Origin of the sequence: Paenibacillus polysaccharolyticus, from assembly GCF_023714295.1 — a bacterium.
Taxonomy (GTDB): domain Bacteria; phylum Bacillota; class Bacilli; order Paenibacillales; family Paenibacillaceae; genus Paenibacillus; species Paenibacillus polysaccharolyticus_A.
This window is the reverse complement of record NZ_JAMAUN010000001.1, coordinates 1231037-1247746: the sequence shown is the minus strand read 5'-3', so window position 1 is coordinate 1247746 and position 16710 is coordinate 1231037. Positions and strand designations below refer to the sequence as shown.

General features: G+C 44.5%; 12 protein-coding genes. 3 read left to right on the top strand and 9 right to left on the bottom strand.

The window, feature by feature from the left end; translation table 11 throughout:
- Positions 1-158: 158 nt before the first annotated feature.
- From M3629_RS05970 to M3629_RS05960, 3 genes are all read right to left on the bottom strand, one after another.
- Entirely contained in the window at positions 159-1262 is a 1104-nt protein-coding gene (locus M3629_RS05970) for an NADH:flavin oxidoreductase (protein WP_251503287.1), read from the bottom strand.
- A 323-nt stretch (positions 1263-1585) separates the two neighbouring features.
- Positions 1586-2899, bottom strand: coding sequence for a hypothetical protein (locus tag M3629_RS05965; protein WP_251503286.1), 1314 nt, complete (start codon positions 2897-2899; stop codon positions 1586-1588).
- A gap of 173 nt (positions 2900-3072) precedes the next feature.
- Positions 3073-4122 carry a 2,3-butanediol dehydrogenase gene (locus M3629_RS05960; protein ID WP_251503285.1) on the bottom strand — a complete coding sequence of 350 codons (1050 nt, stop codon included), beginning with the start codon at positions 4120-4122 and terminating at the stop codon, positions 3073-3075.
- 372 nt (positions 4123-4494) lie between these two features.
- Here M3629_RS05960 and M3629_RS05955 point away from each other — a divergent pair, with 372 nt between their 5' ends.
- Entirely contained in the window at positions 4495-5538 is a 1044-nt protein-coding gene (locus M3629_RS05955; RefSeq protein ID WP_251503284.1) for a LacI family DNA-binding transcriptional regulator, read from the top strand.
- 63 nt (positions 5539-5601) lie between these two features.
- On the opposite strand, the gene M3629_RS05950 is transcribed toward M3629_RS05955, so the two are convergent.
- Positions 5602-6219, bottom strand: a complete 618-nt coding sequence (locus tag M3629_RS05950; RefSeq protein WP_251503283.1) for a TetR/AcrR family transcriptional regulator — start codon at positions 6217-6219, stop codon at positions 5602-5604.
- Between the two features lie 250 nt (positions 6220-6469).
- Here M3629_RS05950 and M3629_RS05945 point away from each other — a divergent pair, with 250 nt between their 5' ends.
- A complete protein-coding gene (locus tag M3629_RS05945) occupies positions 6470-7699 on the top strand; it encodes an MFS transporter (RefSeq protein WP_251503282.1) in 1230 nt (409 codons plus the stop codon).
- Positions 7700-7786: 87 nt separating this feature from the next.
- Here M3629_RS05945 and M3629_RS05940 read toward each other — a convergent pair whose 3' ends face one another.
- From M3629_RS05940 to M3629_RS05925, 4 genes are all read right to left on the bottom strand, one after another.
- Complete coding sequence (locus tag M3629_RS05940) at positions 7787-8899, bottom strand: HD-GYP domain-containing protein (RefSeq protein ID WP_090923975.1); 1113 nt, start codon at positions 8897-8899, stop codon at positions 7787-7789.
- Positions 8900-9219: 320 nt separating this feature from the next.
- Positions 9220-11055, bottom strand: coding sequence for a UbiD family decarboxylase (locus tag M3629_RS05935; protein WP_251503281.1), 1836 nt, complete (start codon positions 11053-11055; stop codon positions 9220-9222).
- Between the two features lie 287 nt (positions 11056-11342).
- Entirely contained in the window at positions 11343-13292 is a 1950-nt protein-coding gene (locus tag M3629_RS05930; RefSeq protein WP_251503280.1) for an S-layer homology domain-containing protein, read from the bottom strand.
- Positions 13293-13372: 80 nt separating this feature from the next.
- Positions 13373-14443: a dockerin type I repeat-containing protein gene (locus M3629_RS05925; protein WP_251503279.1), complete on the bottom strand. Its 1071-nt coding sequence runs from the start codon at positions 14441-14443 to the stop codon at positions 13373-13375.
- A gap of 486 nt (positions 14444-14929) precedes the next feature.
- Here M3629_RS05925 and M3629_RS05920 point away from each other — a divergent pair, with 486 nt between their 5' ends.
- Positions 14930-15352, top strand: coding sequence for a hypothetical protein (locus M3629_RS05920; RefSeq protein ID WP_251503278.1), 423 nt, complete (start codon positions 14930-14932; stop codon positions 15350-15352).
- A gap of 50 nt (positions 15353-15402) precedes the next feature.
- On the opposite strand, the gene M3629_RS05915 is transcribed toward M3629_RS05920, so the two are convergent.
- Complete coding sequence (locus M3629_RS05915; RefSeq protein ID WP_251503277.1) at positions 15403-16695, bottom strand: amidohydrolase; 1293 nt, start codon at positions 16693-16695, stop codon at positions 15403-15405.
- Between the last annotated feature and the right edge of the window lie 15 nt (positions 16696-16710).

The window sequence follows — 16710 nt, the reverse complement described above, 5'->3', positions numbered from 1 at the left end:
GAGGTATTAAGTTCGTTATTCAACAGGATAGTTATGAGAAATGAAAAAACCGCCTTGCGGCGGCTCTGTAATTGGTTTTAAAAGCTTTTATCCCATTATTATGGATATAATCACATGTTAAGTATTGCTGTTTTGAATTTTTCATATAATGAATTTTTTTAATGTAGTTTGGATAACACTTCACTTGTAAAAGGAATGATATCGGCATTATGTCCCTCTTTCACTTTAAGCGGCCATTCGGGATCACTCAGTAGCACACGTCCAAGTGCAATCAGATCGAATTCCCCGTTCTCCATCTTATCGTTCAGCAAGTCAAGATGTGCATCTCCCGTTTCTTGCTTTTCACTGCCACGTTCAACAAACTCTGCCTCTAAACCTACTGAACCAACCGAAATCGCGGGTTTGCCCGTTATTTTCTGGGTCCAGCCCGCAAGATTAAGATCAGAACCTTCAAACTCCGGGAGCCAGAAACGGCGTGTTGAACAATGGAAGATATCTACCCCCGCTGCACTGAGCGGTTCCAAAAACTGTTTCAGCTCCTCTGGCGATTCGACCAGCTTTGCCTCGTAACTGCCCATTTTCCATTGCGAGAAGCGAAGAACAATTGGAAAATCAGGCCCCACCGCAGCACGGCATGCTTCGATCACTTCGACAGCAAACTGTGTTCGGCGTATTAAATCACCGCCATACTTGTCAGACCTACGATTCGTCTGCGCCCAGAAAAATTGATCCATTAAATATCCATGCGCACCATGTAATTCAATTCCATCAAAACCGATACGCTTCGCATCAGCCGCTGCTTCAGCATAGGCTTGTATAAGCTCTTGGATCTCCTCTTCCGTTAATGGTTCGTAAGCCGCTTCACCAGCCATGCTTATTCCGGACGGACTAACCGGGTGAGCCTCTGCATTAGGTAAATCTCCAGAGCGCCGTGCAGTGCCAACATGCCAGAGCTGAGGCATTATTTTCCCGCCGGCATCGTGAACAGCCCTGACCACATTCGCCCATCCTTGCAGCGCTTCTTCACCATAAAAAAGCGGAATGTTCTCACCACTTACTGAGGATGGATGGTTTATCCCTGTGCCTTCTGTAATAATAAGTCCCACGCCGCCTGCCGCTCTAAGGCGGTAATAGTCAGCCACATCGGGCCCTGGTACACCGCTCGGTGAAAATCCCCGGGTCATCGGTGCCATAACAATTCGATTGGGCAAGGTAAGTTTGTCAGATGTGAACGGTTTAAACAATGATGAAGGTACGCTCATGATTTAGTCTCCTTTGCAATGGGAAGTATACATTTCGCACTTACCTTGAGATGTGACATGCTTTGGATACATTAAGCAGTGGTCATACGCCTGTGAACTGTCATTAATATTTCTCTTTATCCATTTTATAGATTCTTATTTTTATTTTCAAACAAATTTCTCACACGAAACGGAACCACAAAAAAAAGAACAGCTTCGGAAGAGCCGCTGTCCGTTGACCCGGGTGCTGCAGATTGTCTGCACGATGAATATCATCAGCACATCGCCGGGTCACCAACAATGTGGATGCAGCATAGTATATAATCCATAATCTTCCTTCTACTTTAATTCGAATTCACAGGAATATCCACTCGATTCACTCGTAATAATTTTCCAGATGAGGGAGATAGGACGTCCGGGTCTGTACCCAATCCAAAATAAAAATCGCCATCAAGCTCCTCAAATGACTTGGCATACGTGTCCTGTGTAAAGCGTAAAATTTCATTCCATGTTATCAGATCATTGGTTTGATAGACCCTGCTCACGTAAACATTGGCCTGTTTGCGAGTGTATGTTAACACATAAACTTTATCATCACGCACAAGCAGGTCTGTTGGCAACGCATTTGCATCTGCCAGAATGACACGTCTCGCCTGGTTGATATCCGTCATCACGTTCAATGATTTAGGCAACAGCTGACTATCATTGAAGACACCGCCAGCAATATACACCAGCTTATTGTTATATTTAATATTTTTACCGATTTTGTTATAAGGAACTGTACCTTGTTGATAGGTTAACCCAGGTAACATTTTGCTACCATAGATGGCTACATCTCTCTTTTCCAAACGCTCATTAATCTCCAGTATATTCGTTTTGTCACTCCATATCTGATTGGCGGGGTACATCATTCCGGAAGCATACAATTTCCCATTGATTTCAAACAGCGTGTACGCTCTAAAGCCAAATGAGTTGATTGTTGCAAACTGCTGCCAGCTTTGCCCATCATTATGTGAGATTAAGACCGTTGGTTTGGTTTCTGTGCCAAGTGCAGCAAACAGCTTGCCTTGATAATATGCGAGATCATAGACATGAACGCCCTTGGGCAGATTACGATATTTAGTCCACACCCCATCATCCAAACGGTAATAGTTGCCAAAGTCCCAGCTTTCACCAACGGAATCATGACCAGGAATATACAATTTTCCATTTAACACCTTATAGAGGTCGATCTGCTCTTCATCCACGTACATTTTTGTCGAAGGAATAATGCTCGGATTACTGTTCATCACGGCCTGTGTCTCAAATTGGGCATTCGCTGCATCATAGTATACGACAGGGATCGGTCCCGCATTTTGTGCAGGTCCCGTATTGCTGCTGTTTCCATGACCCAGATAGATTTTACCGTTGTATCGTTGCATGTCCCATACGTTGTTGGCATAAGGCGATTTGTTAAAAGCCCTCCCTAACAATTCCAGCTTGCTCGTCACATCAACAGATTGAAGCGGGGCATTGGACACTTGCACATCCCCGCGGTCTGTAGCCGCAGGTCTTAATGCAGGAGTATTCATCTTGGGTTTGGCGTTTCCCACGAGCATCCAGCCCGCTCCGGCGACAAGAGCCAGCCCAATCGCTGCCCAGGTTGCTTTCTTTTGCATATCCGCATCCTCCTTCAACATAATCACTTTGCAAATACGCTCAAAAAAGATACAAATTGTATCTTTTTATAGTATGTAAAAGGTGCTTACACTGCAACAAATTTCGCCCTTTTCAGCAAAAAAAGTAGACGCTCGTATCCGAAGATAAGAGGTCTACTATAAGAATTGAAGAACTATTCTGCCTTGACCAAAATTTTTACCTGATTTTTTTCTTTAAGCAACGCTTCAAAACCGTGTTCCACAACCTCATCCAGCACAATGCGCTTGGTCACCAGCTTGTCGGCCGGGAAAAAACCTTTCTCCATCAAACGGATGACAGCCGGGAACACATCGCGATAACCGATGATTCCGTTTACTGTGCGCTCTTTCATCACAATGGAGTTTGGCTGTATTGGCGCCTCTTGTTCAAAAATGCTCACAATCATCAGTTCGCCACCAATACGTGTTGAGTCAATCGCTTGTTGCAGCACACGAGGCACACCTGTTACTTCGTAGGCTACAGCGACTCCCCCTGGCGAACGCTGGTGAATCTCTTCAACCACTTGAACCTCGGTCGGGTCAATCACAATCGCACCTAGTTCTTTCGCTTTTGCTTTACGCTCCGGCGACAATTCCACAACATAAATATCGGATGCTCCGGATGCCTTGAGCGCTTCAATGACCAACAGTCCAATCGGCCCTGCACCAAATACCGCTGCCGTATCCCCAACGTTCAGTTTACTCTGGCGTACAGCGTGCAGAGCTACCGCAGAAGGTTCAACCAGAGCGCCCTGCTCATAGGAGATGGAATCGGGAATGGCATGAACCATCTTCTCATCTGCTGTTACATACTCGGAGAATCCCCCTCCGCCGCCGGCCAGACCTAAAAATCCCATCTTGTCACATAAATTGTATCTGCCTTGTTTACAAGCTTCGCAATGACCGCATGCATAAATGGGCTCTACAACCACACGATCACCGGCCTGAAAACGAGTCACCCCTTCGCCCACTTCAACCACTTGTCCGGAAAACTCATGCCCCATTACAACAGGTGCTTGTTCGCCTGTTAGCGGATGCGGAGCCTGAGCTGGGATAAAAATCGGTCCAGCTGTGTATTCATGTAGATCGCTGCCGCAGATCCCGCACCATTCCACTTTTATTTTCACTTTACCCTGTTCAATCTGAGGTTCAGAAATTTGTTCCAGACGAAGATCTTTGACACCGTGCCAACGCAATGCTTTCATTTCATTCATCTCCCCAATGATTAATTCGCATAATATCGGAAACGTTTCCGTAAATTAAATATGTCACATTAGAGATAACCTGTCAAACATCTTTCTCCATAAATATGTCGATCTCGTGAGTAAATCCGTCGATTCATCTGCTAGTTTGCGTTGATTTAGAGTATAAACCGTATAATTTTACTAAGATTTCGTTATTTCTTGATGACCATTTAGAAAATTAATCATAAAAATGCATAAAATTACATTCTTTTCAGTTTGTTGACGGGCTACTGTGTTACTGCAATGGTATAATCAAGTTATATGCATACTTTGCAGTACATACATAAGCCTAAAATACGGAATCGTTTCCGATGAAGTGAGGTCAATGATAAAGTGAGTAAAGAGCAGAAAATCACGATTAAAGATGTCGCTGAACGCGCTGGTGTAGGAATTGCTACCGTATCGCGGGCTATTAACAATTCGGATGGAATTAGCAGTGCAACACGAGAAAAGGTTATGCGTGCCATAGAAGATTTAGGTTTTGTGCCAAACACTTCTGCACAGAGTCTCAAAATCAGACAAACGCATCAGATTGCACTTGTTGTTCCGGATATCCGTAATGCCATTATTCCCGAAATCTCCTGGTCCGTTGAACAGACCGCGAAACAGCATGGGTACCATGTTGTGCAGATTAACACCGCTGGTAATGCCAGAACAGAACTTGAGACGATACGTAATGTAAAGAAATTACACGTCGATGGTCTCATTTTCATGCCACTTGCCTATCCAAAAACACTGCCCGGGCTTATTGACAAAGCGCCTCTTCCCATCTCGATTATTAATTACGGAAAAAAATTGGAGCCCGGCATTCATGCCGACATCGTCTCTTTGTCGCAACCCGAGGGGAAACTGGTTATGGAGCATCTGTTCAAAATCGGAAGAACCCGTATTGCTTATGCCGGAGCCCCCAAAGACATTATTGAGGAGCGTTATCGTGCTTACGAGCAGGCTGTCGGACATGTGGATATTTCCCTCGTGTACTTCGGTGAGGACTTCTCCCTTGCTACGGGAGCAAGTGCAGCGGATTATTTCTATGGTTTGACCCATATGCCGGATGCGGTCTATGCAATTAATGACATGGTTGCCATCGGACTTGTGAACCGCTTTAAAGAGCTCGGCGTACGGGTGCCCGAGGATGTTGCTGTGGTGGGCGTGGATAACAATCAATGGACAACGGTGTCGTCGCCTCAGATCAGTTCCGTCTCCATCATGGGTGAGGAGGTCGCTCGTCTCGCAACCGAGTTGTTACTTAAACGAATTCGTGAGATGAGTACTTCGGATTACGAGCATATCCAGTTCGAACCCCGCTTGATTGTCCGCGAGTCCAGCGTAGCTATGATTCGTTCGTCAAACATGATAAACAATACCATCTCCTAAAAAGGAAAGACAAACGCATCTGTACACAATCATCGCCGTATCCATCCCAAAAAAACGAGCTTCTTATTTTAAAATAAGAGGCTCGTTTCTATGATCACTGTTATTCAATACAGATAACGCTGCCTCAATGCTTTGCTCAATAAACGAACGATCCGGTCCTGCCTTCATTAGCACGGTTAACCCAATCATCGAAACAACCAAACTCTGTGCCGCAAGTCCGGCGTTTAACACCTCTGGTAACTCTCCGTTCTGTTGACCTTTTTCGATTGTTTCTCTGAAAATGACCGCTAAATACATCTGATGCTCACGTGTTAACACAGCAAACTTGGGATCATGGGGAGCCAGTTCAACCATGGTGTTGATACAAAAGCAACCTTGACTGGCATCAACTTTCTTCTTCTCAGATGTAATCCAGTCAAAAACTGCGCGAAAAGCTTCTCTGACGGACTCTCCATGCCCTAGCATAGCTCTGATCTGCGCGGCATGTGAATTGGTGTATCTACGAAGCACATGTTCAAACAGCTCCATTTTATCTCCAAAGGCTGCATACAAACTGGGACGCTGAATCCCCATTGCCGTTGTTAAATCCGTTAGTGAGGTTGCCTCGAACCCTTTAAGCCAAAATACATGCATAGCAGCATCCAGTGCTTCTTCTGTGTTAAACTCTCGTTTTCTAACCACAATACCCCTCCATTATTTATCGAACAGTATAGTTATATACTAACGCAGTGATTCGAAATGTCAAAATGTATTTAAATCATCAATCCTCCCTCCCCCACAATAAACATAGCATCTCAATCAATTAATAACCATTTCCTCTTTTTCTAATCAGGAGCCCTATTGACATTCAGAAAGATAAAATATATGGTTAATCCCATCAATAATATACCAACCAGTACAAAATAGAAAACAAGAAAGGAATGCGTCATAAATGCAACATTCTATTCAAAAAGTAAACAAAGAATCTTCTACAAAACAGAGCATGACAGGAGCATTAGCATGGGTATTTGCTGTGTGTAGCGGTCTATCCGTAGCGAATATTTACTATGCGCAACCCTTATTGGATTCCATCGCACTCGAATTTCATCTATCCACTGCAACCATTGGTCTCGTGATTACCATTACTCAGATTTGTTACGCGCTTGGCCTCTTACTGCTTGTTCCACTGGGAGACCTCGTCAACCGCCGAAAACTGATCCTGATCCAGATGATTTTATCCGCATCCGCTCTAATCGTTGTAGGAACTTCTGCTTCATCATCCATTTTATTCTCAGCTATTGCAATGGTTGGGTTATTAGCCGTTATCACACAAACCTTTGTTGCTTATGCGGCTCATTTGTCAGCCGACTCCCAGCGAGGGAGCATCGTAGGCCGGGTAACCAGCGGAATTGTCATCGGCATCTTGCTTGCGCGATCTGTGGCCGGTTTGATGAACGACTGGTTGGGCTGGAGATCTGTATATTTATTTTCAGCCAGTCTCACTCTGATTAGTGTATTTGTGCTGGGGCGTATGCTCCCTCAAGGATCGTTCAAACAATCCAAGCTTGGCTACTTGCAACTGCTTGCTTCCACCCTGCGACTATATAAAGAGTTACATGTACTTCGTATCCGAGGGTTACTAGCCATGTTGATTTTTATGGCCTTCAGCATATTGTGGACTGCCATTGTGTTACCACTCAGTGCACCCCCAATATCGTTATCCCACGCTGCTATAGGCGCTTTTGGCTTTGCAGGCCTTGCTGGAGCACTTGCTGCCGCCAAAGCAGGCAAACTGGCCGATCATGGTTCTGGACAGACAACAACCGGCATTTCTCTCATCATTTTAGTGTTGTCCTGGATTCCTACCAGCCTGTTACATACTTCATTATGGTTTCTGGTTGTGGGTGTGATCCTGCTTGATCTTGCTGTACAAGCTGTGCATGTGACCAATCAAAGTCTGATTTATCAAGTCCGTCCGGAAGCTCAGAGCCGATTAACTGCATCGTATATGATCTTCTATTCCATCGGCAGCGCAGTTGGTTCCATTATTTCTACACAAGTGTACGCCTGGTCAGGCTGGAGGGGAGTATGTTTGTTAGGTGCGGGCGTCAGTATCACGGCTTTGGTGGTATGGATCGTGGATCGCCTTTCGGAACGGTTCGTTTCAGCGAGGCGTGATTGATAGCAATGGTTGAGATTGTTTCATTAATAAAACGAGCTTCTCATCCAATGATAAGAAGCTCGTTTTGCCTGTTTTCTTTTTTACCGCTTAAATCAGCAATTCGTTAATGGAAAGAGTGCGCTCTTTGGACAGATCACGATACTGTTCCGATTCCACTTTAATCAGCGGTTTGAAAATATCGGACGCATTGTTCATGACAATAACACCTTTCTCACCATTGCTGAGAAGTACTTGTTTACCGATAAAGTTAGGCAGCAAATGCTGCATTAACGCTTGAACCGCCTTTTCATTCAATTTACCAAATCCCATGCCATAGATATCTCTGAGATTGTTAATCAGGTTCGGATTGCTCGCTCCATGTTTACCGGTCCGCATACCAATGTAGATATCAGCTACAGACACAATCTGAGTATACGGATGAATCTCACCTTTTCCAAGTTGCATTGGATACCCTGATCCATCTTCACGCTCATGATGCTGTAAAGCGACCAGAGCCGTAGCTTCATCTGTCATAGAGTTCTTAATGATTTCATGTCCATAGATCGTATGACGCTGCAATTCGAGTTGCTCTTCTGCCGTCAACGGTTCTGTTTTGTTTCGAATTCGAAGTGAAACCTTACACTTGCCGATATCGTGCAAGTACCCGCCCCGGCTGATTTTGTAACATTCTTCCTGAGAATATCCTAGCCAGCTCGCAATATAGAAGGATAATAGACCTACCTGTATGGAATGGGTGTAGTTGTTAACGTCATCGCGTTCCAGCATCATCAGGAGATGTACAACGTCCTTTTGCTCATCAAGTCCATCCACCATAGGTTGCAGGGCATCATCTACCATCGTCGCATTAAACTTGCCTACCGTCAGCGCTTCCAGAAATGCATTCTGATAATTATGTACAGTCTGAAGGAATTGAGACTTCATCTCTTCTTCAGGAGGTTGTTCACCAGTGCTCGTCCCGCTAGAACTGCTGTTACTTCTGGATTCTGATGCGTGTTTCATCGAAGCTGCGAAAAACTCTGCTTCGGTAATTCCTTCTTCACGCAATTCAATGTCTACGTAATCTACCCGATGCTGCATAAGCAAGGTAATATCCTCGCTTCGAATGACAGTCCCCTTTCCGAGAATGTGCAGTCCTGCATCACTAAACGTATCCGCTGTCAGACGGTCCCCGTCTTGCAGGTTCATAATATGGATTCTCAATCGGAACTCCCCCTGAACAAATGATTATAGTTAACAACCCCGAATGATCGGGGCCGAGACATACTTATACATCTTATATCGTTTGAATCCAACATTTTCAACATAGTCCAAACGACCTTAATCATATGGACAAAAATGAACGTCTAAGACTTTATCCTCATAGGCAATAAGGTATTATCCCGGTTTTTAATTTCGTGTATGCGAGATTTAATAACTTTTTCAAGTGTTTCCAAGCGAATGAAACGAAACTAACGTAATGAAAAAGAGCCCTAACACATGGTTTGGACTCCTGATTCATGAGCAATTCATTACAATGCGACTTAAAGTTTAATGGATTCCAGACTTGCACCTTTTACGAAAAAACGTTCAATGCTCTTCTCCACCGATGCATCAGGAATAAGCGGCGGCGCCTGATGTGGTTTCACCCGCGCATCAATAATCAGCTGGTCACAGCCCCAGTGCTTGTGATTATAACTGCTGTTCACTCCGTACATGTCATGTGAAGGGTTGCTGCGCGTAAACGTAGCCCATAAGAAGTTACTGAGGTTTGCACTCAGGAACGAGCTGTCATCACACACGATAATCAACGGGCATGATTCCAGTCCCACACGCTCTTGCAGCAGATCCGTAAACTCTCTCATCTCCCGCGCAGTATCTTCATACGTAGTGAAGGCAGATGTCTGAATTGAAACCATGCCCGGCATGATCAGTTGCGGATTGTCGTAACCGCGAATATTCTTCAGCGATTCCGGCACTTCTTTGCACAATTCACGAATCTTGTCGCCGTATGCCGCCATAACCACCTTGCTACCACTGTTGAGCCCCGTACCTGAGTAGTCGAGTGTATCAATCGTAGTATGCGTATGAAAATGAATATCCCTTTGCAGATCCATCCGTTCCAGAATATAGCTGAGGAACTCAACTTCTTGATGCGTATCCAGCGGTTGCTGATCCTCCGCCGTAATAAACAGATACTTCGCCAAGCTGAGTTGGCCTGTTCCTAAAATTCGATTGGCAATCGTCAACAATTCGGTTGGTTGCTTCACATCGGTATAAGGCGTATAACGCTCACTGCCGATGGCGAATAACAAAGGATGGACTCCAGCAGCATCCACAGCATGCACTTCTTTCACACCCGGAATTTCCTGTTTGATGGCATCTCCCGTAATTTCATGAATAAGATCACCAAATGCCGTATCTTCTTGCGGCGGGCGCCCTACAACCGTAAATGGCCAGATCGCGTTCGGTTTAGCATATACTTTATGAACACGCATAAGCGGGAATTCGTGAGTCAGGCTATAGTAACCCAAATGGTCCCCAAAAGGACCTTCCGGCTTGGTCTCGCCAGGATAAATCTCCCCCGTAATGACAAAGTCCGCGTCATTGCTAATGCAGTACCCATCTTTGTAGCTATATCTGAAGCGGCGTCCGGCAAGCAGGCCCGCAAAGGTCATCTCACTTAATCCTTCTGGCAGCGGCATGACTGCTGATAACGTATGAGCTGGCGGGCCGCCGATGAAAATGCTAACTTTCAGCGGTTCGCCTTTTTTCACCGCTTTGGCTTGATGGATTCCGATTCCACGGTGAATTTGATAATGTAATCCAATCTCTTTATTCATCTCGTAGTCGTTACCACTCAGCTGCACACGATACATGCCCAGATTGGAATTCATAATGCCCGGTTTGTCCGGGTCTTCCGAATACACTTGAGGCAATGTGACAAACGCGCCTCCATCCATCGGCCAGTGTTTGATGAGCGGCAGATCGGAAATCTGAATCTCCTGCGCCGATACCGGAAGGCTGATGGATTTTTGCTTCGGCAATGCCTGCCAGGCGGCAAGTCCTGTGCGAATGTGCTTAAACGGCGTCTTGAGCGCCTTCATAGGGTCGTCCCGCACATCCATAACGCGCTGTACACCTTCCAGTGTCTCGCGGAACATGAACTTACTGCGTTCAACGGTGCCGAACAGATTCGACACGGCTTTGAACTTGGAACCTTTTACATTTTCAAATAACAGCGCCGGGCCCTTAGCCTCATGCACCTTCATGTGAATCGCAGCCATCTCCAGATTCGGATCAACCTCTTCCTTAACCCTGATCAGATGACCATGTTGCTCCAGATCGTTAATACAATCTTCCATATTGCGATATTTCATCGGATGGCTCCATTCTGTGTATTATAAAATCGCTAGATTATGTTCATATATTCACATAGACGCACAACAAGGCTCATAGGAAAGAATCTAAAATGTGCCAATATACTTTTTCTATTAAAAAGTGTGCTGAGGCGTCCCTTCTATTTTATCAAATGATCCGCCTCTAAACAAAGCTTTCGTTTGAAATAAAAAACACCTGTCTTTCATTCAACGATAACGTTAAACGAAAGGCAGGTGTTCTATTGTGGTTAGGAATACATTTTACTGAACAATCATTTAAAAATAAGTTAGATCAATCCGGCTTTTGCCAGCAAACGTTTCACAATAGCTGCTGTCTGAGCACGGCTAATGTCTGCGTCTGCCATCAATTTCCCGTCAGCCCCTTGAACCAGACCTTGCTTAATTGCTGAAGCTACAGGCTCTGCAGCCCATGCTTGGACTTTGCTACCGTCACTATACGCTCCAAGCAGATTCGCCGTCTCGGAAGCATCCGCTTTAGCCAAGTCTACCAATTTCATGGCACGTGCAACGATGGTCATCGCTTCAGCACGGGATATCTCCTCGTTCGGACGGAAGCTGTTATCCGTGTAACCGGAGATCAACCCGTAGGAAATTGCGGTTTGCACTTCATTTTCATACCAGCTATCTCCTTTCACGTCTGTAAATGTTGTCGTTACAGCACTTTCAGGAGAATGCAGACCAAGACCTCTGAGTAATACGGCTGTGAACTCTGCGCGCGTAATGCTACGATCCGGTGCAAAGGTATTATCTCCTGCACCTTCCACAACTAGACGGGAAGCCAGATCCTCAACATCCGTACGACTCCAGTGATTGGAGATATCTGAGAACGTTGCCGGGTGGTAAATCAAAGCATACGTACTGTTTGTCAAGCTGTTAATTACCGCAGCATCATTTGTTGTTCCTTTGATTACTTTGGTTGGCACATGTAGCATTGTACCGTCCGCTTGAAGCACAACACCTGTGGTGATTTTGGAGCCGTCGGTGTCTTTAGGCAAAGTGATCGTGCGCTCTACATAAGCATTGAAGCGATTTACATCCACCTGCTGACCTTTGTAAACAGCTTTCACTTCAAAATCAACCGGAGCCGCGATCACCGTTGTATTATTCATTTTGCTTGCTGCCGCTGCAATCGCTGCTTTCTTTGCATCATTACCTGGTGTAATCGCAATCTGGAACTTAACGTCTTCCAAAGGTGCTGAGCCACCAAGTTGTCTAACCACCTGATCTACCTTGATTTGCTTGGCTGGAAGGGTATACGTTCCTGTATCCGTTTGAATAACAACTTGTGCATTGCTGCCTTCCATCGTCTTCACGAGTCTGCCATTCAGTTCACCGACAACCGAATTAGTACCTGTGCCTGTAACCGGAAGTAACAGAGTACGAAGTCCGTTCCCCACCTGATTAATCACTTTGTTGTTATCCACTTGAATCGTTGTAGTCACTTTATTATCAATCGTGGAGGTTGATGCCGTTGCAGACTGCTCCTGCTTCTGTCCATTCACGTAAATGTCTACACCTTTAGTTGGCGCTGGAGTGGAAGATGTGGTTGGCACAGATGGTGCAGGAGATGGTGCCGCTCCCCCACCACCTGATGAACCCGTTGAAGGCGAACTGGAGTTACCACCTGAACTAGCTGCTGTAATGGTAATGGTTCCTCCAGACAATTGGGCAGGTGGACTGTACTCCAGATTATTGAAGCGCCAGTGTTCTTTATCGTTCTGATCAACAGTGAGTTTTGTCGTTCCTGAAGCGGCATTGCTTTTCGCTTTAATCTCCATCTCGAATAATGTATGATCTGCATCAATCAGCCCTGTATCCTCTTCTTGAGAAAAGTCTTTCGAATTCACCCAGATGATGCGTACCCAGCCTTCGGCGTTATTAATTTGGTATTGGAAGTCAGGCACGCCTTCCTCCGTTGCAGAAGAGGTTATAACGCCTGACGCGGCTGGTGTAATACGCACCACTTCCAACGTCGATTTATCATAATCAATCTGCATATTATAAGCGTTAATCGGGTACTCATTCTGTGTCAATTTGACAGGTACCTTAACGGATTGACCCGCTTGTACACTAACATTGCTGAACTCGATTTGAGATTTGACAGCCGGTATGGCCCCAGCCACACCTGGTAAGATAAGCGAAGATAATAATGTTAACATGATAAGGCCTGACATCGTTTTTTTCACTTTTGCACGTTTGTTTTTCGGTTGAAGCATGGTATAACCTCCATGTCATAATTCAAATGTTTGAGACTCAATGATTAACTCTTCAGATAAATAGAATTATTAAATTATGATCAAGGTGGGGGAGGTGGTCCCTCCATTGCTTGCATTCCACGAATAACGATGGTCTTTCCTTCAGGAGACTGACTCGAATTGGATACTGGTGTTATTTTAAGGATGAGATATCTACCCACGTCAGCATTTTGAATCGTATATTGAGCAGAATTGGGTTGCTCAATCGCTAGTTCGTCTGTTCCGTTCACATCTGTAGCGGTATACCATTGATATTTGGCAGGAGCTGCATAATCCTCATCTACATCTAATTGTGCAAATGTTCCAGTAATCGTTTGTCCAAGTTGCATTGTTCCATTTAGCTTGCCATTGAACGCATAAGGAGCATCATCCACTTGCTTGAACGTCAGCACGTAGCTGTTATTCTTCGCACCGAGCGAACCCTCAATATATCCCTGCATGAAAGCTTTCATGTCCTTAGCTAACTCTGGTGTACCGTTGCGGTCAATATCTGCTCTATTTATTGCCCGGTTGGACAAGAAGGACCGGGTACGAAGGTAACTTAATAATTCAACCGCATCAGCAGAATCCACATAACCGTCATTATTGAAATCACCTTTTTTGCTGATATACAGCTCGATGTTGTCCTCAATCGTTTCTAATTGGACATTCGGGTCTTGTGATGCTTTGTATTGTGCTGTTAATTTAATATTGATCATGCCCTTGGCAAAGGGAACAACAACCAGTGTATATTTCGAATGATCTTGCGATTGCGATACATCTGCACTAGCGATATCATTATTGCTGGACTGCGCACTGATGAAACTAAATTTGTCTGATGGAAAATGATTGCTTAAATCAATCGTAATAAAATTATTCTCTTCAACCGTAATTGGTGCAGTAACTCTAGAAGGCCAGGGGCTTGATGAGTTAGATGGGGTTGATGAAACACTCATCCAAGAAATGCCTTCATTAAGTACAGGTCTTGAAATCTCAAAAGTTGGTCCAATAGCGCCTGCTTGAATCTGAGGAAGTGAACCAGCTACCGGTAAAGCTATGCCAAGACCGAGTACAGCCAACATGCTTTTTTTCATGATCGGCTTTAATGTATTACGTTTGTTTTTCCCCTTCAATTCATGTTCCTCCTCGTGTTTATCTCATTTTTGTATAGATACATAGCAAGTATAACGACCTATTCTGAACGGATTCTGAACAGGTCTATAGAACTATTACCAGTTAATATTCGACAAAAAAAGCCATGGGATAAGCTCCCATAGCGTTTTAATCATCAAAAAATTTCCATATTCCATTTAATTTTCGAAAAAATTTTTTTTAATATCCGCAAGTTTCTATTTTGAGCGTATGATAAACGTGAATATCCCCACTTATATATACTGATAAATGATTTATTTTCCAGTATATTACATGTTATGATTTGTATCAGCATACCAAATTACAATGTCCACAAATATTTTTATTTTTGGATATTTCAATGACTATGAACATGCAAACAGAATTGTTCTTTAGGATAAGTCATTTGCGTTACTCACTCATAGAGAGGCGGTCATATTATCAAGAAATTAATTGCTGTAATTGTTGGTGTCGTTAGTCTTTTTATCGTGATGCTATTAATCTATAAATTACCTTATAACATTAAGCAAAAATACACTGCTAGTACATTAGATGGAGAAAAAATCGAAATTCAAATGACGATGAAAGGTTATCGGGATTTTTTCAGACCTACTACCTTTAAAGGAAAAATGCTTATTGACGACAAAGTATATGATGTTTTTGAACCTGAAAGGTCAGATCGTTTCATAGCTAAAATGAAGAAAAAAATGAATGGTGATCGGTATTTCCCCATTATTGCAAATGAAAACCGAACTGATCTCGACGATTATTATACGATTCAGTGGGCTGACGATAAATTCAATACATTATATTTCATTCATGCAAAAAATAACTCTCGGTATGTCGCACCAGCACAAAACGCTGTGGAAGCCAATAAAATATGGGGAGAAATACAGCACTTTTTAAGATGAAATTAGAGATTGCCTTTTGAATTAATCGATTAAACGAAAACATAATATTTTTAAACGCCTTCCACAATTCGCTTCGCGCGAGTGTTTACTTCCCGATATAACTCATCCTCATCTATGGTAAGCAACTTTCTGTCCTGCATCAGGATCTGCCCATCTACAATGGTGGTGTGCACATCCGCCCCATTCACGCTGTAGGCCAACAGCGACTCTACATTATGAATGGGCTGCAGGTGAGGTTTGGCAAGGTCAATCAGAATGAGATCCGCTTTGTATCCAGGTGCAAGCATCCCCACTTCATTTTGCAATGATAACAATTTTGCACTCCCACGGGTTGCCATATCAAGTACTTGACGTGCTGGAAGCCGGGTTGGATCACCGTAGTCCAGCTTTTGCAGCCAGCATGCAGCCTTGATTTCTTCGAACATATCCAGTGTTGTTGCGCTCCCTGCTCCATCTGTCCCGATTCCTACCGTGATCCCCTCGAATATCATCGCCTCTACTGGAGCAATGCCACAACCGAGCTTCAGGTTGCTCACCGGATTATGGGCGACACCGCCGCGCATGCCCTTCAGCCTGCTGATGTCTTGAGGGTTCAGATGTACTCCGTGAGCCAGTAGCACATGCGCCCGCTCGAACATACCTGATTCCTCCAAATATTGCGTTGGAGTCATGCCATAACGACTATGAATCTTCTCTACTTCTTCCTTCGTTTCCGCAAGGTGAATGTGTAGCGGGATATCATCCTGAACAGCCAGCGCAATCACTTCACGCAGCGGTTCCATCGGACAAGTATAAGGAGAGTGTGGTCCGTACATCGTTGTGATTCGACCATTCGCCTTGCCCGACCAGCGCTGCACCAGATCGATCGCTTCCTGTAGCCTGCGTCCTCCGTCATCCTCCATAAAAACCATACCACGAGTCAGCGATGCACGTATGCCTGTTTCCGTGACTGCTTCAGCGATCTCATTCATATGAATGTACATATCGGCAAAAGCCGTTGTTCCTGAACGAATCATCTCTGCAATGCCCAATTTAGCTCCCCAATAAATATCTTCAGGTGTCATCCGTGCTTCGGCAGGCAACATCTTGCGCTCCAGCCAGTCCATCAGCTTCAGATCGTCGGAAAAACCTCGAAGCAGACTCATTGGCGAATGCTGGTGGGCATTCACAAGACCGGGCATCGCCATTTTATTTCGACCGTCGATGACCTTATCGTCCGGTTGAGGTAATATATGATTGGCAACCTGTACAATCTGATTTCCTTGAATACGTAAATCCCCCGTAAACGGCGCCTCGTCTTCTTGCATCGTTAAAATCGTTGCTTGCTGAATCAAAATACTCATGTACTTTCACTCCTC